The organism is Glycomyces harbinensis (assembly GCF_900101745.1).
In the GTDB taxonomy this organism is placed as follows: domain Bacteria; phylum Actinomycetota; class Actinomycetes; order Mycobacteriales; family Micromonosporaceae; genus Glycomyces; species Glycomyces harbinensis.
The window spans coordinates 39,404-64,720 of the sequence record NZ_FNAD01000011.1 but is presented as its reverse complement, the minus strand read 5'-3'; the positions used below and the strand labels follow the sequence as shown (position 1 = coordinate 64,720).

20 protein-coding genes are annotated in these 25,317 nt (G+C 73.0%); 19 read left to right on the top strand and 1 reads right to left on the bottom strand.

Going from position 1 to position 25,317, the window contains the following annotated elements; genetic code table 11:
• Nucleotides 1-248 precede the first annotated feature (248 nt).
• Entirely contained in the window at nucleotides 249-908 is a 660-nt protein-coding gene (locus BLQ63_RS17725; protein ID WP_091038186.1) for a lytic polysaccharide monooxygenase auxiliary activity family 9 protein, read from the bottom strand.
• Nucleotides 909-1,478: 570 nt separating this feature from the next.
• On the opposite strand from BLQ63_RS17725, the gene BLQ63_RS17720 reads away from it, so the two are divergent.
• From BLQ63_RS17720 to BLQ63_RS17630, 19 genes are read left to right on the top strand one after another with little or no spacing between them, the layout of a single operon-like run.
• Nucleotides 1,479-2,348 carry an isocitrate lyase/PEP mutase family protein gene (locus BLQ63_RS17720; RefSeq protein ID WP_091038183.1) on the top strand — a complete coding sequence of 290 codons (870 nt, stop codon included), beginning with the start codon at nucleotides 1,479-1,481 and terminating at the stop codon, nucleotides 2,346-2,348.
• Between the two features lie 5 nt (nucleotides 2,349-2,353).
• Nucleotides 2,354-3,280, top strand: a complete 927-nt coding sequence (locus BLQ63_RS17715; RefSeq protein ID WP_091038180.1) for a hypothetical protein — start codon at nucleotides 2,354-2,356, stop codon at nucleotides 3,278-3,280.
• A 19-nt stretch (nucleotides 3,281-3,299) separates the two neighbouring features.
• On the top strand, nucleotides 3,300-5,477 hold the full coding sequence (locus BLQ63_RS17710) for an iron-containing redox enzyme family protein (RefSeq protein WP_091038177.1): 2,178 nt from the start codon (nucleotides 3,300-3,302) through the stop codon (nucleotides 5,475-5,477).
• Between the two features lie 11 nt (nucleotides 5,478-5,488).
• Nucleotides 5,489-6,628: an acyl-CoA dehydrogenase family protein gene (locus tag BLQ63_RS17705; protein WP_091038175.1), complete on the top strand. Its 1,140-nt coding sequence runs from the start codon at nucleotides 5,489-5,491 to the stop codon at nucleotides 6,626-6,628.
• 26 nt (nucleotides 6,629-6,654) lie between these two features.
• Entirely contained in the window at nucleotides 6,655-7,770 is a 1,116-nt protein-coding gene (locus BLQ63_RS17700) for a cytochrome P450 (RefSeq protein ID WP_143014975.1), read from the top strand.
• Nucleotides 7,767-8,798 carry a Rossmann-fold NAD(P)-binding domain-containing protein gene (locus BLQ63_RS17695; RefSeq protein WP_091038171.1) on the top strand — a complete coding sequence of 344 codons (1,032 nt, stop codon included), beginning with the start codon at nucleotides 7,767-7,769 and terminating at the stop codon, nucleotides 8,796-8,798. Before BLQ63_RS17700 ends, BLQ63_RS17695 begins: the two co-directional genes overlap by 4 nt.
• A complete protein-coding gene (locus BLQ63_RS17690; RefSeq protein WP_091038168.1) occupies nucleotides 8,791-9,957 on the top strand; it encodes a saccharopine dehydrogenase C-terminal domain-containing protein in 1,167 nt (388 codons plus the stop codon). Before BLQ63_RS17695 ends, BLQ63_RS17690 begins: the two co-directional genes overlap by 8 nt.
• A complete protein-coding gene (locus BLQ63_RS17685; RefSeq protein WP_091038167.1) occupies nucleotides 9,954-11,264 on the top strand; it encodes an ATP-grasp domain-containing protein in 1,311 nt (436 codons plus the stop codon). The genes BLQ63_RS17690 and BLQ63_RS17685 overlap by 4 nt, the downstream gene beginning before the upstream one ends.
• Nucleotides 11,265-11,273: 9 nt before the next feature.
• Nucleotides 11,274-12,509 carry an MFS transporter gene (locus BLQ63_RS17680; protein WP_091038164.1) on the top strand — a complete coding sequence of 412 codons (1,236 nt, stop codon included), beginning with the start codon at nucleotides 11,274-11,276 and terminating at the stop codon, nucleotides 12,507-12,509.
• Nucleotides 12,510-12,563: 54 nt separating this feature from the next.
• Nucleotides 12,564-13,898: a lysine N(6)-hydroxylase/L-ornithine N(5)-oxygenase family protein gene (locus BLQ63_RS17675; RefSeq protein ID WP_091038161.1), complete on the top strand. Its 1,335-nt coding sequence runs from the start codon at nucleotides 12,564-12,566 to the stop codon at nucleotides 13,896-13,898.
• The gene (locus tag BLQ63_RS17670) at nucleotides 13,886-14,908 is read left to right on the top strand and encodes an NAD(P)/FAD-dependent oxidoreductase (RefSeq protein ID WP_091038158.1); all 1,023 of its coding nucleotides are present in this window, start codon (nucleotides 13,886-13,888) and stop codon (nucleotides 14,906-14,908) included. Before BLQ63_RS17675 ends, BLQ63_RS17670 begins: the two co-directional genes overlap by 13 nt.
• 14 nt (nucleotides 14,909-14,922) lie before the next feature.
• Nucleotides 14,923-17,160: a class I tRNA ligase family protein gene (locus tag BLQ63_RS17665; protein WP_091038156.1), complete on the top strand. Its 2,238-nt coding sequence runs from the start codon at nucleotides 14,923-14,925 to the stop codon at nucleotides 17,158-17,160.
• Nucleotides 17,157-20,414, top strand: coding sequence for a non-ribosomal peptide synthetase (locus BLQ63_RS17660; protein WP_091038154.1), 3,258 nt, complete (start codon nucleotides 17,157-17,159; stop codon nucleotides 20,412-20,414). Before BLQ63_RS17665 ends, BLQ63_RS17660 begins: the two co-directional genes overlap by 4 nt.
• A complete protein-coding gene (locus BLQ63_RS17655) occupies nucleotides 20,411-21,928 on the top strand; it encodes an AMP-binding protein (RefSeq protein ID WP_218125325.1) in 1,518 nt (505 codons plus the stop codon). The genes BLQ63_RS17660 and BLQ63_RS17655 overlap by 4 nt, the downstream gene beginning before the upstream one ends.
• Nucleotides 21,918-22,181: a hypothetical protein gene (locus BLQ63_RS17650; RefSeq protein ID WP_091038152.1), complete on the top strand. Its 264-nt coding sequence runs from the start codon at nucleotides 21,918-21,920 to the stop codon at nucleotides 22,179-22,181. Before BLQ63_RS17655 ends, BLQ63_RS17650 begins: the two co-directional genes overlap by 11 nt.
• A 5-nt stretch (nucleotides 22,182-22,186) precedes the next feature.
• Nucleotides 22,187-22,804, top strand: a complete 618-nt coding sequence (locus tag BLQ63_RS17645) for a GNAT family N-acetyltransferase (protein ID WP_091038445.1) — start codon at nucleotides 22,187-22,189, stop codon at nucleotides 22,802-22,804.
• The gene (locus BLQ63_RS17640) at nucleotides 22,801-23,823 is read left to right on the top strand and encodes a C45 family autoproteolytic acyltransferase/hydrolase (RefSeq protein WP_218125324.1); all 1,023 of its coding nucleotides are present in this window, start codon (nucleotides 22,801-22,803) and stop codon (nucleotides 23,821-23,823) included. Before BLQ63_RS17645 ends, BLQ63_RS17640 begins: the two co-directional genes overlap by 4 nt.
• Nucleotides 23,808-24,497 (top strand): 4'-phosphopantetheinyl transferase family protein, encoded by a 690-nt coding sequence (locus BLQ63_RS17635; RefSeq protein ID WP_143014974.1) that lies wholly within the window; start codon nucleotides 23,808-23,810, stop codon nucleotides 24,495-24,497. Before BLQ63_RS17640 ends, BLQ63_RS17635 begins: the two co-directional genes overlap by 16 nt.
• Nucleotides 24,497-25,270 (top strand): thioesterase II family protein, encoded by a 774-nt coding sequence (locus tag BLQ63_RS17630; protein ID WP_177154991.1) that lies wholly within the window; start codon nucleotides 24,497-24,499, stop codon nucleotides 25,268-25,270. Before BLQ63_RS17635 ends, BLQ63_RS17630 begins: the two co-directional genes overlap by 1 nt.
• Nucleotides 25,271-25,317 lie beyond the last annotated feature (47 nt).

The window sequence follows — 25,317 nt, the reverse complement described above, 5'->3', positions numbered from 1 at the left end:
CCACGGGAGCCGATGCTTCGGCCTGAATCCCGTCCATTTCTCCACCTCACTATCAGTTCGTAACACCATCGTAGGTGCGTGAAATGAGGCGTGCAAAAGGCACTTTCAAGTGCGTAGGGCACTTTGGAGTCAGATACGGCGCGGCATCGGGAACGGCCTGAAGCTCGCACGCCATCCCTTGCGGCGCAAGAAGAAGGCGGTCCCGGCCATGGGGCCGGGACCGCCTGGTGCCCGCTTTCGGTCGAGCGCTACCCGAACGACACGTCCGAGCAGGAGTAGAAGGTCTGGTCGAAGTGGCTGGCCTGCCAGACGACGTAGACCACGTGGTGCCCGGTCCGGCCTGGCGCGCTCACCGGGATGTCGACCGCCTGGCCCGGCTGGTAGACGCCGGTCTCGACGACCCGTTCGAGGTCGCCCCAGTCGAGTGCGTCGGTGGTGGCGTCATATCCCTGCCGGGTGACGTACACCCAGTAGTAGTCGGCGCCGTGCCTCGCCTGGTCTTCGTAGTGCAGCGTGAAATTGTTGCTGAGCGGGGTGGTGTGCCAGTCGCCCGGCTCGTCGAGCGAGGTGTATTCGGCGTTGCCGCCGGAGCAGAGCCGGTTGTCCGGAATGCGTTGCTCGTGCTGCCCCTGCATGCCCTCGCGGAGCAGGCTCATCCAGCTCCACATGGTGTTGGCGTTGGTCTGGAAGGCCTGGTAGCACATCGGGTCTTCGGTGGCCATGTCCGGATTCATGTGGTCGCCGCCCCAGCGTTCCCAGCAGCTGTACTGCCGCGCGGCCGGCGAGGTCGCCGTGCCGTGTGCCGAAGCGGACTGGGCGGTGAAGAACAGCGCCGACGCGCTGGCCAAGACCACCGCCGCGAACGCCAGGAGGAGGCTTCTGGCGCGTTTCGTTCTCGAACTGTGCATGGTATCGCTCCCATATATGGCGACATTGACAAATGTAAATATAACCGGCATTTGCCCGCAATGTAAATACCCGTCGGGCCGAAAATGGGAGCGATGACGCTCCGGTCGCTCCGCCCAGGGCGCCCGCTCGTCGGCCGGCCGCCGGCGGCGAGCCGGTGGTGCGCGACCGGCCGGCAGGGGACTTGGTGTGTCGGTCATCACTGTTGATTCAGGGCCGCACGGCCGCGGATCGTGGAACGGGATAAGTGATCTGATGTTCATGTGGCTGAAGCCCACTCGAAATAGCGGACTCCACGCTCGGTCAGCCTCAGTTCACCGAGTGCTCTCTTCGGGGACACCTACTGCAATGCCGGACCATGGGACACTTTCGATGAATCGCATATTGATCGGTAGGGAATCGCGCGGAACGACGAGTCCCGCGAAAGTGCCGATGCTTTGCTAATCTGATCCGGGCTCGAGCGCAGACGATCGAGCCGGACTCGAGAATCCCCGGGATCGACAAAGCCCCGAACAAGACTGCCCATGCAAACCCTGATCATTCATGTTGGATAGCACCGGGAAGACGCAGGTATGGTAGCGGATCGATTCGACAGCAACGAGAACGACGCGCGGAGCGGGTCGGCGCAGCGCCGCCGAGGCGAGGCCTTCGCCCGCCTTCACGCCGACGACGGCCCCTTCGTCATCCCGAACCCGTGGGACGCCGGAACCGCGAAGATCCTGCATACCATGGGTTTCAGCGCCCTCGCGACGACCAGCGGCGGCCTGGCCTCCGCACTCGGCCAGGTCGACCGCCGCGCCGAGGTGACCCTGGAGGACACCCTCGCGAATGCGCGACTGATCGCCGCGGCGACCCCGCTGCCGGTCACCGTCGATCTCGAGGACGGATTCGGTCCGTCGCCCGAATCGGTCGCCGATGCCATTGCGCTCGCCGCATCGACCGGCGCGGTAGGCGGCTCTATTGAGGACGCCACCGGGCGTGACGACGAGCCCATTCGACCATTCGGCGAATCCGTCGAGCGCATTGCCGCGGCGGTCGAAGCGGCACGGGCACTCGATTTCCCGTTCACCCTCACCGCAAGGGCCGAGAATTTCCTTTACGGACGGCCCGACCTCGACGACACGATCGCGCGACTGGAGGCGTTCGCGGAGGCCGGCGCCGACGTCCTCTACGCCCCCGCGCTGCCCGACGCGGCGTCCATCCGCAGCGTCTGCGCGGCCGTCGACCGCCCCGTGAACGTCCTCCTCGGCGCGGGCCACCGGCTCACCGTCCCCGAGCTGTTCGACCTCGGCGTCCGGCGCGTCTCCCTCGGCTCCTCGCTGTCGCGCGTCGCCCTGGGCGCGTTCAAACGCGCCGCCGAGGAACTGCTCGCCAAGGGCACCTGCGAGTTCAACCGCGACGCGCTGTCGATGGCCGACATGCGCGCGCTGATGGGCGAGTAGGGGAGATGGCACACCTCAGCGCGCCCCGGTACGTCCTGGGGGAGATCACCGAGCCCTACGACGCCGTCAAAGGCTGGCGCGAGCGGGCCGAAGCCCTCCAGATGGCGCCCGTCGCCGAACTCTGGGGGTGGGGCCGGATCCGCCGCACCGAACGCGACACCGCCGACCTGGCGGTCGCCTCCGGCCGCGCCACCATCGCGGCCGCCGGCGTCGACCCCGACGACATCGACGACCTCTACCTCTGCTCGACGGCGTTCCCCACCTCGATCGAGGCCCAAGCGGACTTCGCCGCCCGGGTGGTGCGCGGACTCGGGCTGCGCCGCGCCGCCGTCACCGGCATCAGCCTGGGCAGGTGCGCGAACCTGCTGCTCGCCCTCCGCGCGGCCGGCGCCGCCGTCGACTCGGGGCAGACCCGGACCGCGCTCGTCGTCACCGCCGACCGGATCGAGCACGAACCCGACCGGATCGAGAACTTCGCGCTGTTCTCCGACGGCGCCGCGAGCTGCCTGGTCACCGCGGACGAACGCGGCGAAGGCTTCCGCATCGCCGCCGCCGCGGCCGCCCAGGACCTGGCCGAAGGGGGCCGGAGCGGTCAGATCTCGGCCGACCTCGCCGTCGCGGTCAACGAGCGGCTGCACCGCGCCACCGGCGTCGCGCCCGGCGACATCGCCCGCGTCCTCCACAACAACCTCTACCTGCCCCTGGTGTCCCTGAAGGAGGCGCAGGCGGGCTTCGCCCCGCATCAGCTCCACCTCGACAACATCACCCGATTCGGACACTGCTTCGGCGCCGACCCGCTCATCAACCTCGCCGACCTCGCCGACGCCGGCGCGCTCCGCGACGGCGCCCCCTACCTGCTCGCGTCCAGCGTGCCCGGCATCCGAGCCGCCGTGCTCCTCCACCGCCACGCCCCGACCCGCACCCCGCAGTAGACAACCACCGGAGTGGACCATGCGCAACGCCGACCACCAGCCGCGCCTCGACACGACGACCTCCCTCCCGATCCGACCCCACCGCTTCTCCCCGGAAGCCGCCGACGCCGCCGAGGCGGTGCTCGCCCGCGGTCCCCGCGTGTGGTTCGAGCGCCTCCTCGCCGACGCCGAATCCCAGAAGGCCCGCCTGCTGTCGCTGCGGATCGCCGACGCCGTCCTCGACGCGGCGCCCGAGATCGAAGGCGACCCGGTCGCGCTGATCCTCGAACGGCGCGACACCGTCCGAGCGCGCCTCGACCGCCACCGCGGCGGCCCGATGCGGCATCAGCTCGTGCGCCAGCGCGCCCCGCTGTCCCTGATCGCCGGGTCCTGGCTCGACATGGTCTCCCAGCCCGCCACCGAACCGGCCGTCATCGTCAACCTGCTCGGTGCGCACCGCTTGGCGCTCAAGGGGAACGGCGTGGTCGCCGACGCCCTTGAAGCCGTGCGCCGCCGCTCCCTGGAGGCCGCGGGCGTCCACCTGCCCGCCCTGCGCGCCGCCGACTTCACCGAGCGGGCGCAGTCCCGCCCGCTCACCGCCGTCCACGGCGCGTTCTACGCCGCCCTGTCCCTGCTCTCGGGCACGCGGCTGCCCGAGGTCGTCGGCGTCCACTGCGCCTACTTCCTCCTCGGCGCCGACGACGTGTGGCTCGATCGCGAACCGCCGTTCCCCGAAGCCGAACTGCGCGACGTCCTGGACCGGTACCGGAGCCTGTGCGAGGACTCGGGCACCGGCGAAGCGGACTGGCGGCGCTGCACCCGCGCGGTCGCGGCCGTCCTCGCCCTCGAAGACGAGCAGCTCGACCTGGCCGACGCGTTCGCCACCTGGGCGCAGCGCCAGTCGATCGACGACAAGGCCGCCGCGGTCATCGCCCGCCACATGCCGTTCGCGGGCAAGCAGCACAAGCAGGTCAAGATCGGCGGCAGGCTCCTGACGGACTGGTTCGCCGACCCCGAGCGGGCCGATCTCGCCGGGTTCCTCGACGCCCTCGCCGCCTCCCGCCAGGTCAGCCCCCGCGCCGACGGCACGGTCCGCCTCCTGGAGGCGATCCGCTTCGGCGGGCCGATGTTCGGCATCTTCGACGCCGAGGAGGCCGCGACGCTCGCCGCGTGGATCGACGCCGTCGACGCCGGCGAGCGCGGCCCGATCACGCTGTCCCCCAACACGGCCGGGGACGCGGCAGCGGGCCGCTGGCGCGACCGCGTCGCCGCGGGTCCCGCGCCCGGCCGCATCGCGTTCGAAGCGCCCGGCCCCCTGGACGACCGGGAGCTGTTCTACCGCCTGGTCAACGCCGAGCAGTTTCCGAACGTCCTCCCGGCGGCCCGCGAACGCGCCGAGCAGGGACTGGCCGAGGCCGAGATCCTGTTCGAGCACGGCAGCGAAGGCCGCTACACCGACGCCTCCTGGTTCGAGTACACCCCGCAGGCGCTCCTGGAGCGGGCCGAGGCGATCTACTGGCGCAAGCTCGTGGAGCCCTACCGCAAGCTGGAGGCGGTCCCCGACCGCGACGAGGTCGTCTTCGGGCAGAAGCTCACCGCGTTCGGCAGCATGATCGACGGCGCCTGGGTCCACCGCATCGGCGGCCTCGGCCGCTACGACCGCCGCGCCGACGGGATGCTGCTGGGCATCCACGCCGACGAGATGGGCCGCGGGGACGTCGCGAAGAACCACGTCGCGCTCATCCGCCGCGTCCTGGAGAGCATGGACATCACGCTCCCGCACCTGCGCAGCGAGGCGTTCAAGGACCAGGCCGAGCTGCCCGACGTCTACGCCTTCCCGATCCACCAGCTGAGCCTGGCGCTGTTCCCCGACGCCTGCTACGACGAGATCATCGGGTACAACCTCGGGATCGAGATGCTCGGCCTCGGCGAGATGCGCCTGCACGAGATCCAGAAACTGCGCCGCTGGGGCTTCGACACCGTCTACGAAGAGGCGCACCTGACCATCGACAACTTCTCCGCCGGCCATGCGCGCCAGTCGGTCGACCTCGTCAACGTCCACCTGGACGACGTCGCCCGCCACGGCGGCGAGGACGAGGTGCGCCGGCGCTGGCGGCGGGTGTGGCGCGGCTACGCCTCGTTCGCGTACCACCTCGAGGGCGACCTGGTCGGCCGGCTCAGGGCCGCGCCGGAACCGTCCGCCGAACTGGTCATCTGAGGAGCGCCGCCATGACCCCTGCCACCGCTTTCGACCCCGACGTGCTGGGCCTGCCGCTGTTCGAGGACCGGCACCGCGACCTCGCCGAACGCCTCGACCGCTGGTGCTCCGGCCGCGACTGGGCCGGCCCGGCCGGCCCCGCCGACCGGTGCCGCGCGCTGCTGGCCGAGATCGGCGCGGCCGGATGGCTGCGCCACCTCGACACCGACCGCCCCGCAACGGAACTGCGGTCGCTGTGCGTCCGGCGCCAGGTCCTCGCCTACCACGAGGACCTCGCCGACTACGTCTACTCCATTCAGGAGCTGTGCGCCGCCGCGGTCACCCGCTACGGCAGCGGCGAGCAGCGCCGCCGCCACCTGCCGGGCCTCGCCGCCGGGACCGGCATCGGGGCGCTCGCGCTCTCCGAACCGGGCGCGGGCTCCGACCTCGCCGCCGTCGCGCTCGAGGCCGCGCCCGACGGCGACGGCTTCGTCCTCAACGGCGCCAAGACCTGGATCGCCCAGGGCGACATCGCGGACGTGCTCGTCGTGCTCGCCCGCACCGGCGACGGCCCCGGCCCGCTCGGGCTCACCGCGTTCCTCGTCCCCGGCGACGCCCCCGGCCTCAAGGCCTCGCCGATCGGCGCCATCGCGCCCCGGTCGTGGGCCGAGATCGCCTTTACCGACTGCCGCGTCGGTCCGGACGCGGTGCTCGGCGAACGCGGACGCGGCTACGTGGTCGCCCTCGACGTGCTCGAGCGGGCCCGCATGACCGTCGCCGCCGCCGCGGTCGGCTTCGCCGCCCGCGCCTTCCGCCTCGCGCTCGACCACGCCCGCGGCCGCAGGGCCTTCGGAAGCCGCCTGGCCGACCTCCAGCTCGTCAAGTCCTCGCTCGCGGACATGCGCGTCAAGCTGTCGGCGGCGTCGCTGCTGACCGCCCGCGCCGCCTGGGCCGCCGACAGCGGCGAGGACTACGCCGAGGCCTCCTCGACCGCGAAGGTCTACGCCACCGAGGCCGCCGGCGAGATCGTCGACGCGGCCGTCCAGATCTTCGGCGCGGCCGGGCTCGTCGCCGACAGCCCCGTGGAGCGGCTGTACCGCCAGGTCCGCTCCCTGCGCATCTACGAAGGACCGTCCGAGGTGCTCCAGATGAGCATCGCCGAATCCCTGTGACCGACGACGACCGACCGGGAGGCCCCATGACCACACCGCTGAGCGCGATCCAGCACGACGACCCGTACCCGTACTACGCCGGGCTCACCGCCGAGCGCCCCTTCGCGTTCGACGCCGAGATCGGCGCCTGGGCGGCCGCCGGCGCCGAGGCGGTCCAGGCCGCGTTCGACGCCCCCGGACTGCGGGTGCGGCCCAGCGGGAACGAGGTGCCCGCGCCCATCGCGGACACCGCCGCCGGCGAGGTCTTCGGGCAGCTGGTGCGCATGCGGGACGACGCGGCCGCCGCCGAACTGAAGAGCGCCCTCGTCACGGTGCTGTCCAAGACCGCCCCCGAGGCCGTCGCCGAAGCCGCCCGCATCGCGGCCCGCGAAGCGCTCGAACGCGGCCTCGACTACCGCGAGCTGGCCTTCGGCGTCCCGGTCGCCGCCGTCGCCTCCCTCAGCGGCGTCCCCGCGGCGGACGTGCGCCGCTCGGTCGCGCTCACCGCCGCTTTCGTGCGCTGCATCCCCGCGTCGGCCACCGCCGACGACCACGCCGCCGCATCCGATGCCGCCGCCGAACTCCAACCCCTCCTCGCCCGGGCCGCCGAAGGGGACGGCCTCGCCGCGCGATTGGCCGAGACCGCCGCCGCGCACCGCGTTCCGCGCCGGACCGCGCTCGCGAACGCCGTCGGCGTGCTCTCCCAGACGTACGACGCGACCGCCGGGCTCGTCGGTGCCACGCTCCTCGCGCTCGGCCGCCACGAGCGCGGCGACGACCTGCGCGCGTTCGTCGAAGAGGTCGCGCGCCACGACGCGCCGATCCAGAACACCCGCCGCTTCGCCCACGAGCCGTGGACCCACGCCGGGCAGACCGTCGACACAGGACAGACCGTCCTGCTGGTCCTCGCCGCCGCCAACCGCGACCCGGCGGTCAACCCCGACCCGCACGACTTCGACCCCGCACGCCCGCAACCGGTCTCGTTCACATTCGGGTCCGGGCGGCACGGCTGCCCCGGCCGCGCCGTCGCCGTCGAGATCGCCGCCGCCATCGTCGCCGAGGCCGAAGCCGCCGGATGGACCCCGCGCGACCTGCCCCAGCGCCACCGCTACCTGCCGTCCCCGAACGCCCGCATCCCCGTCCTCGAAGGGAGCGGCGCATGACCGGCCTCCACGTGTGGCTCCGCGCCGAGACCCACCCGGGCGAGCGCCGCACCCCGCTCGCCCCCGCCGCGGCGGCCGCGCTCATCGCATCGGGAGCGGCGGTGACCGTCGAAGCGTCGCCCGCGCGCTGCCATCCGATCGCGGACTACCGGGCCGCCGGCGCCCGAATCGCACCCCCCGGCTCCTGGGCCGACGCCCCGGCCGACGCCTGCATCCTCGGCATCAAGAGCCTGCCGGACGGCGACGATCCGATCCGCGGCCGCCACCTCTACTTCGCCCACGCCTATAAAGGACAGTCCGGCGCCGGAGCGCTCCTGGCGCGGTTCGCCCGGGGAGGCGGCGAGATCCTCGACCTCGAACACCTCACCGACGAGCGCGGGCGGCGCCTCGCCGCCTTCGGCCACTGGGCCGGATACGTCGGCGCCGCGCTCGCGATCCGGCACTGGAACGGCGACCTCGTCCCGCCGCTGGAACCGACCACGAAGGATCAACTCGATCGGACCCTGCGCCCGCCCACCGCGGCACCGAGAGTGCTCATCGTCGGCGCGCTCGGACGCTGCGGCCGCGGCGCCCGCGCCGCCTTGGAACGCATCGGCGTCGAACCGACCCTGTGGGACGTCGCCGAGACCGCGCGCCTCGACCGCCGGGCGATCCTCGACCACGACATCCTCGTCAACGCCGTCGGCCTCACCGAACCCGGCCCGGTCCTGCTGGCCCCCGAACACCTCGACGGCGCCGGTCGCCTGTCCTTGATCGTCGACGTCACCTGCGACGTCGGCTCCCCGGCCCACCTCCTGCCCGTCTACGACCGGCTCACCGGCTGGCAGCACCCCGTGCGCGCCATCGCCGACGGACCGGCGGTGATCGCGATCGACAACCTCCCCTCGCTGCTGCCGCGCGAGGCGAGCGACGACTTCTCCGCCCAGCTCGCCCCCCACCTGCCGCACCTGCCCGACGGCGACGCCTGGGAACGCAGCCGCCGCGCCTACCGCACCGCCCTGCGAGACGAGGAGCTCGACCGTGTCTGACCGCATCGCCCCGACCACCGGCACCGTCCACTGGATCGGCACCGGCCTGTCCACCGGCCGCACCGGACTCACCGTCCTGGGCCGCGCCGCCGACGTCGTCCTGTGGGGCCGCACCCGCGACCGCGCCCGGACCCGCCTCGACGCGCTCGGCGTCGCAGCGCCGATCACCGTGCGCGGCCTCGACACCGACGACCTCGCCGACGCCCTCGAACCGGGCGACGTCCTCGTCTCCATGCTCCCGGCCGCCCACCACCCCCGCCTCCTGCGCACCGCGATCGACGCCGGCGCCCACTTCGCCTGCACCAGTTACACCTCGCCCGAAATCGCCGCGCTCGCCGACGAGGCCGCGGCACTGGGCCTGGCCGTCCTCACCGAAGCCGGACTCGACCCGGGCATCGACCACCTCATGGCCCACCTCCTCCTCGACCGGGCCCGCCAGCACCTCGGCGACGGCCCCGTCCGCTACTCCCTCGCCTCCCACTGCGGCGGCATCCCCGACGAACCGGGGGAGTTCCGCTACCAGTTCAGCTGGGCCCCGATGGGAGTGCTCACCGCGCTCGCCAGCCCCGCCCGGTACGTCGAGGGCGGCACCGTCCGCGAGACCCCGCGCCCCTGGGAGGGCTGCGAGGACTACCTCCTCGACGGCGAGGCCTTCGAGGTCTACCCCAACCGCGACAGCACCGAGTTCATCGCCCAGTACGGCTTCCCCGACGACTGGACCGCCGAGTCCTTCGTGCGCGGCACGCTCCGCCCCCAAGGCTGGAAGCGGGCCTGGAAGAGCGTGTTCGACGTCGTCGACTCCGGCGACCGCGACCGGCTCGCCGCGCTCGCCGACGAACTGGCCGAACGGTATCCGACCACCCCCGACGACCGCGACCGCGTCGTCCTCGCCGTCTCCCTCGACGCCCGGCGCGACGGCGCGCACTGGCGCGGCCGCTACACGCTCGACGTCACCGGCGACGACGCCGACACCGCCATGGCCCGCTGCGTCGCGACCTCCCTCGCGTGCGGCCTCGCACCGATCCTCGACCGCACCGCGGGTCCCGGACTCCACCGCGCCGCCGCCGACACCGCGGCGGCCCGGCGCTGGCTCGACCGGCTGGCCGCCGAAGGCCTGCCCTGGACCCACCACTCGACCGACCAGGAAGGACAGCGATGACCACCACCGCCGACCGCCCCCGGGCCTTCATCCTCACCGGAGCGTTCTGGGTGATCTGCCGGAGCCCCCGGTACCTCACCGAACTCGCCCGCCGCGATCTGTCGATCCTCGTCGTCACCCCCGAGGGCTTCCGCGACCGCGCCGAGGCCGTCCGCGCCCAGGAGGACGGCCCCGCCTCGCTCATCCACGACGTCGCCTACGTGAGCGGCTCGCTCGACATGGAGGCGTCCTTCAACTCCGGGGTCGTCGCCGCCGTCGCGGCCTGGCGCGAGCGCTACCGCATCGAAGGCGCCTACGCCGTCGGCGAGACCCTCGTCGAACCCACCGGCATCATCGCCGACGCCCTCGGCCTGCCCTTCCCCGGCCTGCGCGCCACCAGGGTCTGCCGCAGCAAGTACCTCCAGCGCTGGTACCTCCACCGCCACAGCCCCGCCTCGCTCATCGTCCCGCCCTCCGAAAGGGACGGACTCGACCCCGGGGCGCTCGACTACCCGGCGGTGCTCAAACCCGCCACCCGCCACTCCTCCTCCGGCGTCGTCTCCGCCGACGAGCCCGCCGACATCGCCCGCGAACTCGCCGCCTACCCCGACCACGAGACCCTCCTCATCGAGCAGAAGGTCACCGGTCCCGAATACTCCGTCGAGACCCTCAGCCAGGGCGGGCGGCGCGTCTTCGCCTCGGTCACCGCCAAGACCACCAACGACACCCGCAGCCGCGCCTTCGTGGAGCTGTCCCACACCGTCGGCGGCGCCGACCCCGCGAACGGCGCCCTGCTCGACGCCAACGCCGACGTGCTCGACCGGCTCGGCTTCGAGGACGGCATCACCCACTCCGAATGGCGGCTCGACCCGACCGGGACGCCGCGCCTGATGGAGATCGCCGCCCGCACCCCCGGCGACGGCCTGCTCCCGCTCTACGAACTCGCGACCGGCCGCCCGCTCGAAGACCAGATCATCCGCATCGCGCTGGGCGAACCCGCCGAGTACCCGCGGCCCCGGCGCGTCGCCCGCCAGGTCTACCTCGAGCACCCCCACGGCGTCCTCGAGGACGTCCGGCTCGACTGGCCCGGCGTCACCGCCTCCTGGATCGGCGAGACCGACCTGTGGCCCCGCACCGCACCCGGAGCCGCCGACGACCCGCCGACCCTCCGCGCCGTCTTCGTGCACCGGGAGAAGGGCGCGACCCTCGGGCCGCTGCACTCCTCGGACGACCGCGCCGTCGCCTTCCTCATCGACGCCCCCGACACCGACGGGCTCGACGAGATCGAAGCCCGCGTCCGGTCCGCCATCGACATCGTCGTGTCCTAGGAGCATCCCGTGACCGCCCCCGCCCCGGCACCCCCCGCACCCCGCGTCTGGGAGACCTTCCGCGACAGCCCCGCCGCCGCCAAGGTCATCCTCGCCGGCGTCACCGTCAACCGCCTCTCGGGCTTCCTCCAGGTCTTCATCGTCCTCTACCTCACCCACCAGGGCTTCTCCGCCGAACAGGCCGTCATCGCCGTCGGCTGCTACGGCGGCGGCGCCGTCGTCGGCGCCCTCCTCGGCGGAACCGCCACCGAACGGCTCGGACCGCGGGCCGCCACCGTCATCAGCATGTCCGCCGCCGCGGTCCTCACCGCCTCGCTGCTCTACATCGCCGACTACCTCCTGCTGCTCGTCTTCGTGGCCGCGGCCAGCGCCTGCGCCCAGCTCTTCCGGCCGGCCTCCTCGACGCTCCTGTCGTCACTGGTCCCGACCGAACGCCAGACGATGATCTTCGCGATGTACCGCCTGGGGCTCAACCTCGGCGCGACCGGCGCCCCCCTGGTCGGCTACGGGCTCTACCACCTCGGCGGCGAGAGCTTCGTCTACGTCTTCTGGGGCGAGGCCGCCATCGCCGCGGCCTATGCGGCGCTGGCCTTCGCCACGCTCCCCGCCAAGAGCGCGCTGCCGGCCGTCCCCGAGGAGCCCGGGACCGCCGCGGACGCCCGCGGCGGCTACGCGGCCGTCCTCGCCGACCGGCGCTTCAGCCTCTACCTGCTCGCGACGTTCCTGCACTCGGCCGTGTTCGTCCAGTACGTGACGACGCTGCCGCTCCAAGTCGAGGACGTGGGCATCGCCCTGTTCTGGTACACCCTCGCGGTGTCGGTCAACGGCGCCATCGTCATCGCCTTCGAGCTCGCCATCACCAAGGTCACCCAGCGCCTCGCCGCGCGAACCGTGCTCGCCGCCGGGTTCGCCCTGGTCGGTGCGGGCGTGGCCTTCTACGCGCTCCCCATCGGACCCGCCGCCCTGATCGTGGGGACCCTCATCTGGTCGCTCGGCGAGATCGTCTCCGGGCCCGCGTTCTTCGCCCACCCCGCGAAGGCCGGCCCGGCCCGCCTCAAAGCCCACTACCTCGGCAGCTTCCACTTCATGTTCAGCCTCGGCATCGCCCTCGGCCCCCTGATCGGCGGCTGGCTCTACCTCCACATCGGATCCCTGGTGTGGCCGGCGGTCGCCACCGCCTCCCTCGCGGCGGCCGTCATCGCCTGGACCTGCGTCCCCCGACCCGAACGGCCCGGCAACGCCTGAACCCACCGCACGACCACCCGGGCGCGAGCCCGTACCCCACAGGAAGGACTCGATGTGGGAACCGCACCTCAGCACCATTCGACATCCGATGATCCGACGCCCCACCTCCGGATCGTCGGCATCGGCGCCGGCCCGGCCAACCTCAGCCTGGCGGCCCTGCTGCACGGCGACGCCGCGCAGCCGCACCGGTTCTTCGACCGCAAGGCCGACTTCACCTGGCACGACGACCAGCTCATCACCGGCGCGACCCTCCAGGTGTCGATCTTCAAGGACCTGGTGAGCCTCTCCGACCCGACCAACCGGTTCTCGTTCCTGTCCTACCTCCACGAGCACGGGCGGACCTACCACTTCCTGAACGCCAAGTTCGCCGAGGTGCCGCGCACCGAGTTCCGCAACTACCTGGCCTGGGCCGCGCGGAGCAACGAGAACATCGCCTTCGGCGAATCGGTCGAGCGCGTCGACTTCGACGGGGTCTTCCACGTCACCACCGACCGGCGCCGCGTCACGGCCGACAACCTCGCCGTCGGCGTCGGCACCGTCCCGTGGGTCCCCGACTTCGTCCGGCCCCACCGGGGCCCCACCCAGTTCCACGTCAGCGAGCACCTGAGCCGCTCGAAGGCCCTGGGCGGCAAGCGCGTCGCCGTCGTCGGCGGCGGCCAGTCCGGCGCCGAGGCGTTCCTGGACCTGCTCTCGCGGCCCGAATCCGAACGGCCCCAGCGCGTCGTGTGGATCTCCCGGCGCCGCAACTACTTCCCGATCGACGACTCGACCTTCACCAACGACTTCTTCATGCCCGACTACTCCGACTACTTCTTCCGGCTGCCCGAGGCCAAGCGGTCCGAGCTCATCTCGGCCCACCTGCTCGCCTCGGACGGCATCTCGGAGTCCACGCTCCGCGCGATCTACCAGGAGCTGTACCGGCTCCAGTTCATCGAGCGCGACGAGCACCGGTTCGGGCTGCTGCCCAACCGGACCGTCACCGCCGCCGACAGGGCCGGAGGCGGCGCGTGGGAGCTGACCCTGCACCACAACGACGAGCCCGACCAGACCCAGTGCCTCGCGGTCGACGCGGTCGTGTGGGCCACCGGCTTCCGGCCCGCCCCGAAGCCGTTCCTGGAACCGCTGCTCGACCGCATGGCGACCGAGCACGGCGAGTTCCGCGTGGACGAGGACTTCGCGGCCGAGTGGGACGGCCCGCCGGACCGGAGCATCTTCGTGCAGAACGCGGTGCGCGGCCAGCGCGGCCTGCCCGACGTCAACCTGAGCCTCAACGCCTGGCGGGCCCGGCGCATCGCCGACCGCCTGCGCGGGCGCCCCGCCGCCGACCCGGCGATGTCGTTCATCGAGTGGTCGGCCAAGCACGCCAGGGAGACGCAGTGGACGCTGTAGACCTCGCCGTGATCGGCGGCGGCGTCATCGGCGCCGTCACCGCCTACGAGGCCGCGGCGGCCTTCCCCGGCGCCGACATCGCCGTCCTCGAACGCGGCCTCGTCGGCGGCGGCGCCACGAGCCGGTCCGCCGGCGTCCACTTCCCGCGCGGCGCGACCGCGCGCGTCCGGTCCATGACCGAGCACAGCCACCGCTACTGGCAGCGCCTCGCCGCCGAACTCGGCCTGCCGGTGCACCCGACCCGGGCGACCGTCCGCGCCTCGGCCGAGCGCGCCGACGCCGTCCGCGGCGCCTATCTCGAACTCGGCGCCGAGACCGAGCCCGACCCCGGCACCCGCGAATGGGTCCTGGACGGCTGCCACTACGCCGACGTCGAAGGCGTCGCCCGCGCGATCCTCACCGACCTGCGCCCGCGCGCGACCGTCTGGGAGGGCGTCGAAGTCGCCGCCCTCGACGGCGACGACGGCTGGGTCCTGACCCTCGGCCACGGCGAGACGCTCCGCGCCCGCCGCGTCGTGCTCGCCCCAGGCCCGTGGATCGCGCATCCGGCCTGGGCCGATCTCATCGCGCCGCTCGGCCTCCGGGTCAAGAAGATCGTCGCGGCCCACCTCGACACCGTCCCCGGCCCCGGCGACGCCCTGGCCGTCTTCGACGACGAGGACGCCTTCGTGCTGCCGCTGCACCACCGCGGGCACTTCCTGTTCAGCTACACCTGCGACGAGTGGGACGTCGACCCCGACACCGTCGAGCGCGGGCTCGCCCCCTCGGACCTCGCGGACGCCCGGGCCGTGCTCCGGCGGCACGCGCCCAACCTGGCGCCGCTGTGCCGCTCGGGCCGGGTCTTCTGCGACGCCTACAGTCCGGCCCGCGAACCGGTGGTCGCCGAGCTGTGCCCCGGCCTGGTCTTCGCCGGCGCGGCGGGCGGCTCGGGCTACCGGCTCGCCCCCGCGATCGCCGCCGAGGCCGTCGCCGCCCTCGCATCCGCCACCTCCCACCCCTCGAACCGCTAACGACGGAGGCAGTCATGATCCTGAACCACTACAGCGAATCCGATCTCTCCGAGGCCTTCGGCATCGACATGTCCTCAGTAGACGGACTCGGCGTCGGCGCCGGCTGGGGCCGCGTCGCGCCCGGCGCGAGCTCCACCAGCCACCAGCACGACGAGACCGAGTTCTTCGTCATCGTCTCGGGCGAAGGCGAGCTCCGCATCGACGGCGCGGTCCATCCGGCCCGGCCCGGCACCGTGGTCCTGTTCGAGCCCTTCGAATCCCACGTCATCACCAACACCGGCGAGGCCGACCTGGTCTTCTTCACCCAGTACTGGCGCGACGCCGCCCGCGCCCGGCACGCCGTCGCCTCCCGGACCCGGACCCGCGCCGCCGGGCGCCCCCAGTTCGTGTTCTCCACCCCGCCGACCCCCAACGGCGACCTCCACCTGGGACACCTCTCGGGGCCCTACCTCGGCGCCGACGCCTACGTGCGCTTCCAGCGGCTGAACGGCAACCGGGCCTGGCACCTCACCGGCAGCGACGACTACCAGAGCTATGTGGAGGCCGCCGCCGAGCGCGACGGCGTCACCCCCGCCGAGGCCGCCCGGCACTACTCCGCCGAGATCGCCGCCACCCTCAAGGCCATGGACATCGACGTCGACGAGTACTACACGACGAGTACGGACGACGGCTACGAGGAAGGCCTGCGGCGCTTCTTCACCCGCCTGGTCCGCTCCGGGTCCGTCCGCCCGAAGGCCACTCCCGCGCTGGTCGAAGGCGAGGGCGGCGAGTACCTGTACGAAGTGGACGTCTCGGGGACCTGCCCGGGGTGCTCGGGTCCCACTGGCGGCAACATCTGCGAGGAGTGCGGCGAGCCCAATCTGGTCGCCGACCTCGGCGAGCCGCGCTCGCGCCGCGGCGACGCCGCCCCGCGGGCGGCCGAGGTCGAGCGCTGGACCCTGCCGCTCCACGAGTTCGCCGAGACCGTCGCGGGCCACCACCTGCTCGGGCGCGTCCCGGCCCGCCTGCGCGAACTGGCCCACCGGGTCTTCGCCCGGGACGGCCTCGAACTGCCCGTCTCCCACCCGTCCGACTGGGGCGTGCGCCCGGCCGAGGACGACCTCGCCTCCCAGGTCATCTGGGTGTGGCCCGAGATGAGCTACGGCTTCCTCCACGGCATCGAGCGCCTGGGCGCCGGGCTCGGGGAGCAGTGGTCGCGCGAGCGGCCCTCCCCGGACTGGAAGGTCGTCCACTTCTTCGGCTACGACAACAGCTTCTACCACTCGATCCTCTACCCGGTCCTGTACCGGCTCGCGTTCCCCCAGTGGAACCCCGACATCGACTACCACGTCAACGAGTTCTACCTGCTCGAAGGCGCGAAGTTCTCCACCAGCCGCCGCCACGCCATCTGGGGCAAGGAGATCCTGAGCCCCGAGACCGTGGACGCGGTCCGCTACTACCTGTGCCGCACCCGTCCCGAGGACGAGCGCACCGACTTCCGCCGCGCCGAGTACGACCGCGCCGTCACCGATGTCCTCATCGGACAGTGGCAGGCCTGGCTGGACGACCTCGGCGAGCGCGTCCGCAGCGACCACGGCGGCCTCGTCCCCGACGCCGGGACCTGGACGACCGAGCACGCGGACTTCCTCGCGCGGCTCACCCACCGCCTCGAGCAGGCCACCGCGGCCCTGGGCGCCGAAGGCTTCTCGCTCCGCCGGGCCGCGGCGGTCCTCGACGCCCTGGTCGAGGACGCGACGGCGTTCTCCCGGCTCCAGTCGCGCCTGCGCGGCCTCGACCGCTGGTCCTCCGAGGCGCGCACCGCGACCGCCCTCGAACTCGCCGCCGCCCGCCTGCTCGCGACCGCCGCCGCGCCCCTGATGCCGCGCTTCTCGCAGCGGCTCGCCGCATCGCTCGGGCTCGCGGTCGACGCCTGGCCCGACGCGGTCGAGCTCGTCCCGCCCGGCAACCGGACCACATTGGACTCGACCCGCTTCTTCGCGGCCCCCGCGACACCCGCTTCCCTCCCGTGGCTGCGGTCCAAGGTCGCCGTCCTGCTCGGCCTCGAAGCGGACTTCGCGGACCTGTCGCTGCCCGCACTCGGCGCGAACTCGCTGGCCGCGACCACCCTCCAGTACCACGCGCTCACCGAGCTCAAGGCCGACGTCCCGCTGGAGACCCTCCTCGCCGACGCGCCCCTGAGCGCGCTCGCCGCCGCACTGGACGGCATGGCCGACGCCGACCTGCTCGCCGCACTCGGAGGTGAGACCCGATGACCGACACTCCCGCCGCCGTCCTCGCCGACCTCCGCGAAGCGGGCCTGTCGCTGTCCGCCGCGGGCGGCGACCTCAGGCTCGAAGGCCCCAAGACGGCCATGACCCCCGACCTCGTCGCGAGGCTCAAGGCCGCCAAGGCCGACCTCGTCGCGCACCTGGCCGCGTTCGAGGACGCCTTCGCGCTGACGCCCCTGCAACGCGCCTACCTGGTCGGACGGTCCGGCCTGCTCGAACTCGGCGACGTCGCCAACCAGGTCTACCACGAGATCGAAGGCGCCTGGGACCTCGACCGACTGCGAAAGTCCCTTGAGGACACCGCACGGGCCCACTCGGCGCTGCGACTGGCCGTCCTCGACGAGGACCGGCAGGCCGAGACCCCCACCCTGCCCGGCTTCACCGTAACGGACCTGCGCGGCCTCGACCCGAGCGAGCGGGACCGGCGCCGCGCCGCCGTCCGCGAGCGCCGCTCCCACCGCAGGCTCCCGGCCACCGGGCCCCTCGTCGATGCCGAGGTCTGCGTCCTCGCCGACGACCGGATGGTCCTGTGCGTCAACCACGACGGCATGGCCGTCGACGGCATCGGCATGTTCCTCCTCTTCGGCGAATGGCACCGCCGATACGAGACCGGCGGCGGCGACGACGCGCCGCGGATGCCCTTCCGCGCCCACGTGGCGGCGATCGAGGCCGCGGCCGCCGGCCCCGCCTCCGCCCGCTCGCGCGAGTACTGGCGCTCGCGCCTGGACGAACTCCCTCCCGCGCCCCGGCTGCCGCTCGCCGCCGACCCGTCCGCGATCGGCCCCACCCGGGTCGTCCAGCGCCGGGTGGTGCTCGAGGCCGACGACTGGACCCGCCTCCAGCGCGAGATCAAGGCCGCCGGGCTCACCCCCTCGGCCGCGCTGCTCGCCGCCTGGGCCGAGGCACTGTCCCTGTGGGGCGCCGGAAACGCGTTCACGCTCAACACCACCGTCTCGCAGCGCCTCCCGATCCACCCCGGCGCCTTCACCGCCGTCGGCCAGTTCTCCGACCCGCTCCTCGTCGCCGTCCACATCGATCGGACCCGGACCTTCGCCGAACGCGCCCGCGCCCTCCAGGGCCGACTCCGCACCGACCTCGACCACCGCCACTACTCCGGCATCGACGTCATGCGCGACCTCGCACGCCACCACTCGGACACCCGCGCCGCCGCCATGCCCTACACCTTCAACTCCACACTGGACGCCATCGGCGGCGTCGACGGCTCCGCGCTCGAATCGTTCGGCCCCGAGGTCTTCACCGTCTCCCAGACCCCGCAGGTCCACCTCGACGTGTTCGTCCTCCAGCAGCACGGCGACCTCGTCATCCGCCTCGACGCGGTCGAAGCGCTCTTCCCGCCCGGCCTGCTCGACGCCCTCACCGCCGGACTCGACACCCTCCTGCACCGCCTCTGCGACGCAACCGCCTGGGACGCCGAACGGTTCGACCTCCTGCCGGACGCGCAGCGCCGCGCCCGCAAGCGCGCCAACGACACCGAGCGGGACTTCGCGCCCGCCATGCTCACCGACGCCTTCCTGCGGCACGCCGCGCAGCGCCCCGACGCGACCGCGATCATCACCGCGGACGCGTCGATCACCTACGGCGACCTCCTCGCCCGCGCCGCGGGCGCCGCGACCTGGCTGCGCGACAACGGCGCCGGCCGCGGCGACCTCGTCGGCCTGGTGATGCGGCGCGGACCCGAGCAGATCGTCGGCATCCTCGGCGCCCTGCTCGCCGGCGCCGCGTACGTCCCGGTCGACGCCGACCTCCCCTCGACCCGCCGCGACCGGCTCCTGCGCGACGACCGCCTCGCCCACGTCCTCACCGACGACGACCTGGATCACGGCCTCCCGTCGCTCGACCTGCGCGCGGGGCCGCGCGCGGCCGCGGCCCCCGACGTGCCCGGCGCCGACCCCGGCGACCTCGCCTACGTCCTCTACACCTCGGGCACCACCGGCGAACCCAAGGGCGTCATGGTGACCCACCGGAACGTCGCCAACGTCGTCGCCGACTGCGCCGAGCGGTTCGCGATCGGCCCGGACGACCGCTTCTTCGCCATCAGCGCCTTCACCTTCGACCTGTCGGTGTGGGACGTCTTCGGCGCCCTGAGCGCCGGGGCCGCGCTGGTCGTCCCGGACGCCGACCGGGCCGCCGACCCCGCGCACTGGAAGACGCTCGCCGAAGCCGCCGGAGCGACGGTGTGGAACTCGGTTCCGGCGATCGTGCGGATGCTCGCCGACCACGACGGGTCACTGCCGCCCTCGCTGCGACTGGTCATGATGAGCGGCGACCGCATCCCGCCCGACCTGCCCGCCGCGCTCTACCGCGCCCGACCCGACCTGCGCGTCGTCTCCCTCGGCGGGCCGACCGAAACGACGATCTGGAACATCTGGCATCCGATCCCGCCCGACCACCCGGCGGACGTGCCGCTCCCGTACGGCCGCCCCAACGCCAACAACCGCGCGCACATCCGCGACGCCGACGGCAACGACTGCCCCGACTGGGTCCCCGGCGAGATCCTCGCCGCCGGCGCCGGCGTCACCCCCGGCTACCGGGGCGCCCCCGACCTGACCGCCGAACGCTACGTCGACGACCGCGGCGACCGGCTCTACCGCACCGGCGACCTCGGCCGCTACCGGCCCGACGGCACGATCGACATCCTGGGCCGCACCGACTTCCAGATCAAGGTCAACGGCCACCGCATCGAGGCCGGCGAGGTCGAGACCCGGCTCGCGGCCCTCGACCCGGTCGCCGAGGCCGCGGTCGTGGCCCGCAAGGGCGCCTCCGGGGCGGTCCTCGTCGCCCACCTCGTCCCCGCCGCCGGCCGGCCCCCGCTCGCCGAGATCCGCGAGGCCCTCCGCGCCGACCTGCCCGACTACATGGTCCCGGCCGCGGTCGTGTGGCACGACCGGCTGCCGCTCAACCGCAACCGCAAGGTCGACCGGGCCGCGCTCGCCGACGTCCCGATCGCCGAACAGGGAGCCGAAGACCGCCCGCCCGCCGACCCCGCCGTCGAATCCAGGATCGCCGCGCTGTGGGCGAGCACGCTGCGGGTCCCCGAGGTCGACCCCGAAGCCGACTTCACCGCCCTCGGCGGCGACTCCCTGACCGCCGCGCGCATCCTGACCGCCGTGCGCGCCGAGTACGGGATCGGCCTGCCGCTGGAGGCGATCTTCGCGCTCAACACCGTGCGCGCCATGGCGGGCCACCTCACCGCCACCACCGAACGGGAGCAGCCGTGACCGCATCGATCCTCAACCGCATCATCGCCGAACGTCCCGCCCACGACGGCGTCCTCACCGTCGCCGGGCTCGGCCACCGCCGCGCCATGCCGCTCGCCGAACTCCACGACCGCGCCCGAGCCGTCGCCGGGGCCCTGCGACGAGGCGGCATCGGCGAGGGCGACCGCATCGGCGTCCTCGCCGCCAACCGCATCGAGTGGATCCTGCTCGATCTCGCCGCGCTCATGCTCAAGGCCCAGACCGCCGGGTTCGAACCCGGCAAGTTCACGCCGGACGCCGAACTGGTCGAACGGTACGGGCTCGACCAGCTCTACACCGACGCCCCGATCCCCGACGGCGCGCCGCCCGCAGTGCGCCCGATCGCCGAGATCGCGCGGCACGCCGACGAGGACCCGCCCGAGATCCATGCGCCCCTTTGGGAACCGGAGGACTGCACCACCGTCAAGTTCACCTCCGGCTCCACCGGAGTCCCCAAAGGACTCGAAGCCACGGTCGCCAGCATCGACTCCTCGCTGCGCGACGTCCAGGGCATGTTCGACCACCGCCCCGGCGACCGGCTCCTGGTGTTCCTGCCGCTGTCGCTGCTCCAGCAGCGCTACTGGCTCTACTCGGCGCTGCGCTGGGGCCACGACCTCGTCGTCACGACCTACCAGTCCGTGTTCGCCGTGATGCCCGCCGTCGAGCCGACCGTCGTCATGGCCGTCCCCGGGTTCTTCGACTCCGCCAGGCGCCACCTCGAAGGACGGCTCGCCGACGGCGTCGACGCCGCCAAGGCCGCCGCCGAGCTGTTCGGCTCCCGCATCCGCTACCTGTGGACCGGCTCGGCCCCCGCCGACCCGGCCATGCTCCGCTTCTTCACCGAGGCCGGCCTGCCCATCTTCGAAGGCTACGGCCTCAACGAGACCTGCATCGCCACCAAGAACCACCCCGGCGCCCACCGCGAAGGCAGCGTCGGCAAGGCCCTGCCCGGCAAGGAGATCCTCATCGACGCCGACGGCGTCGTGTGCGTCCGCAGCGACCACCCCGTCAACACCGCCTACACCTTCGCGGCGCCAGGCGAGAGCGAGCGGATGTTCAAGCCCGGCGGGCTCGTCCGCACCGGCGACCTCGGCCACCTCGACGAGGACGGCTACCTGTACATCCACGGCCGCAGCGACGACGTCATCGTCCTCGACAACGGCAAGAAGGTCGTCGTCCGCCCGATCGAGACCCGCTTCCGCGACACCGGCGCCGTCGCCGAATGCGTCCTATACTGCCGCAACCAGACCGGGCTCGTCGCCGTCGTCTCCCCGCATCCCGGGCCCGTCGACCGCGCCGCCGTCGCGGCCGCGCTCGCCGCGGTCAACGCCGGCTCCGAACCCGACGAGCGGATCTCCCGCGTCATCACCGCCGACGAGCCCTTCACCATCGACAACGGACTCCTCACCTCCCAGTTCAAACCCATCCGGGGGCGCATCCTCGAGCGCTACCGCGACCGCATCGCCGACCCGAAAGAAGGACTCCATGCCCGCTGACCTCGACACCCTGGCCCGCGAACAGCTCGCGCAGGTCCTGCGCGACCGGCCCGACCCGGCCACCCTCGACGCCGGTGAGGACCTCGCGGAGACCTACGGGCTCACCTCGCTCAACAAGGTCCTGTTCCTCACCTCGCTGTGCCGGGCCGCCGACGTCGGCCTCGAGCGCTTCACCGAGGACGACCTCGCCCGGATGCGCACGCTCGGCGACGTCGTCGAGGCCATGCGTCCCCACGCCGACCAGAAGGGATGACGACGATGACCGACACCGCCTGGAACGAGGACGCACCCGCCGTCCTCGAGAACGACCACGTCCGCCTGCGGCCCGTGACCGAGGACGACCGCGAACCGCTGCGCAAGATCGCCTTCGGCGAGGGCATCTGGGACTACTTCGTCAGCCGCGTCGACTCCGACGCGGACTTCGACGCGTTCTTCGACGCCATGCTCGCCGACCACGCCGCCGGGCGCCGCGCCGTCTTCGTCATCGTCGACAAGGGCGCCGACCGGGCCGCCGGCAGCTCCAGCTACGGCAACATGGCCGAGGCCGACCGGCGCCTGGAGATCGGCTGGTCCTGGCTCGGCGTGGAGTTCCAGGGCCGCGGCGTCAACCGCTGGGCCAAGTACCTGCTGCTCCAGCACGCCTTCGAGGACCTGGACGCCGTCCGCGTGGAGTTCAAGACCGACGTGCTCAACGAGCGCGCCCGCGCGGGCCTGCGCAAGATCGGCGCCCGCGAGGAGGGCGTGCTGCGCAGCTTCAACCCCATGCCGGGCGGCCGCAGGCGGGACGCCGTCTACTACTCCGTGCTCGCGGGCGAATGGCCGTCGGTGAAGACGCAGCTCCGCGACCGCGGCAAGGCCGTGAACCCGTCGCTGTGAACGCCGTGACGACCGTCGACATCGCCGGCGGGCCCCGCGAACGGGGCCGAACGCACGGGCGCGCCCTCGCTGACCGCCTCCGCGCCTTCCTGGACGACGGGCTCGCCCGCCTCGACCACCTGACCGACCGGTCGATCGACCTCGACTCGGTGCGCGGCACGGTCGAAGCCCACCGCGACGCCGTGGCCGAGGCCCTCCCCGACCTCGCCGAGGAGGTCGACGGCCTCGCCGAGGGTGCCGGGATCGACCGCGACGAGGCCTGGCTGCTGCAGCTGCGCCGCGAGATCCTCGGCTACAGCCGCGTCACCGCGGGCGACTGCACCACCTACGCCTCCGTGCGCGGCCGCCCCGTGCTGGCCCAGACCGTCGACCTCAACGGCGGCCTGGACGACCAGATCGCGGTGCTCGCGGTCTCGGGGCCGCGCCACCGCTCCCTGGTGCTCAGCTTCGCCGGACTCCTCGGCTACCTCGGCGTCAACGACGCCGGGGTGGCCGTGGGCCTCAACCTCGTCATCGGCGGGACGTGGCGGCCCGGCGTGCCGCCGTACCTGGCGATCCGGCACGCCCTCGACACCGCCGACGACGTCGACCACGCGGTCGCGATCCTCTGCGGCCTCGACCTCGCCAGCTCGCGGTCCTTCACCGTCTGCGGCGGGGGACGCGCCGTCTGCGTCGAGGCGCTGGGGGAGGAGCGGCGGCTCATCGAAGGACCGGAACTGGTGCACGCCAACCATTTCCTGCATGCCGACCTCACCGCCCGCGACGAGATCAACGTCTTCGCGAAGAACTCGTCCAAGCGGCGGCTCGACGCGGTCCTCGCCGCGGGCATCCCCGACGCCGACGACGTCGCGGCCCACCACCGGCTCCTGTCCGGCCGGCCGATCAACGTGCCCGACAACGGCGACCTCCGCCGCGAGCGCACCGTCGCGGCCGTCGTCCTCCGCCCCGACACCGGCCGGCTGCGGCTGTGGCCCGGCGACCCCGCCACCGCGAAGGAGCACGTGTGGACACTGGAGTGACCGTCCACGTCTGGGTCGTGCCGCCGGTCGAAGGGCGCGGCGAGCGCGAACGCCTGCTCGCCGTGCTCGACCGCACCGAACGCGAACGCCTGGCGCGCTTCGCCTACGCGCACACCAGGATGCAGTACCTCACCGCGCACGCGCTCCTGCGCTGCGCGCTGAGCGCGATGACCGACGGCGTCGGCGCCGCCGAATGGCGGTTCACCGCCGCCCCAGGCGGCAAACCCGCGATAGCGGCCCCCGCCTCGCGGCTGCGGTTCAACCTGTCCCACACCGACGGCGCCGTCGCCTGCGCGATCGCCGACGGCACCGAATGCGGCATCGACATCGAATCCGCCACCGCCGTCGGCGACGACATCGGCCAGTTCGCCTTCACCGCCGACGAACGCGCCCGCATCGCCCAGGCGCCCAAGGACTCCCAGCGCACCCTCCGCACCGCACTGTGGACACTGAAGGAGGCCTACGGGAAAGCCACCGGCGAAGGCCTCACCGCCCGCGTCCGAGCCACGACCCTCCACCCCGCACCGACCCGCCTGCCGGAACCGTGGCGCCACCTGCGGTTCACCGCGGGCCGCCACACCGTCGCGCTCGTGTGCGCCCCGGACCGCCGGCGCCTCAGATGCCGCCTGCACCAAGCCTTTCCGACTCCGCGAACGACAGGGAGACCACACTGATGCCGGGCCGCCGAGGATGGTTCATCGAGACCGGGGACGCGCCGACGTCGGTCCCGAACCTCTACACCTTCGTCCACGCCGGCGGGCGCGCCGACCGGTTCCTCGAATGGCAGCCCGACCTGCGCGAACTCGTCCGCGTCGTCGCCGTCTGCGCTCCCGGCACCGGCCACCGCTTCGCCGAACCCCGCCCGGACGACCTCACCGCGCTCGCCGAGGACGCCGCCGAGGCCATCGCCGCGCACGCCACCGAACCGTTCTTCCTCTTCGGACACAGCCTCGGCGCCCTCACGGCCTACGAGACCGCCCGGCGGCTGCCGCGAGCCCCTGCCGCCCTGACCGTCTCGGGCTGCGCGGGCCCGCCGCTCCTGCCGTCCGAACGCGTGCGCCGCCTCGCCGCCCTCGAACCGGCAGCATTCGCCGAGGAAGTCCGCTTCTTCGGCGGCATCCCGCCCGAGATCGAGAGCGGCTCCGCGGCCGCGACCCTCCTCCTCGGCCCCCTCCACCGCGACTTCGCCATGGCCGCGGCCTACCGGTACCGACCCGGGCCCCCGCTCGACGTCCCCGTGACCGCCGTCGTCGCCGCCGACGACCCGCACGTCGGCCCCGAAGGCGCCGCGCGCTGGCAGGACGTCACCGCGCATCCGCTGGAGCACCGCGAAGTCCGCGGCGGCCACTTCTACTTCGAGGACGACGCGGGCGCCGCGACCGCCGTCCTGCGCCGCGTCGTCGACCGACACAGGCCCACCGCCGAGACCCACGTCGAACTGATCTAACCCGGGCGCTTTCGCCGCCGCTGGCGAATGCGGCGCCGCTGTCCTAG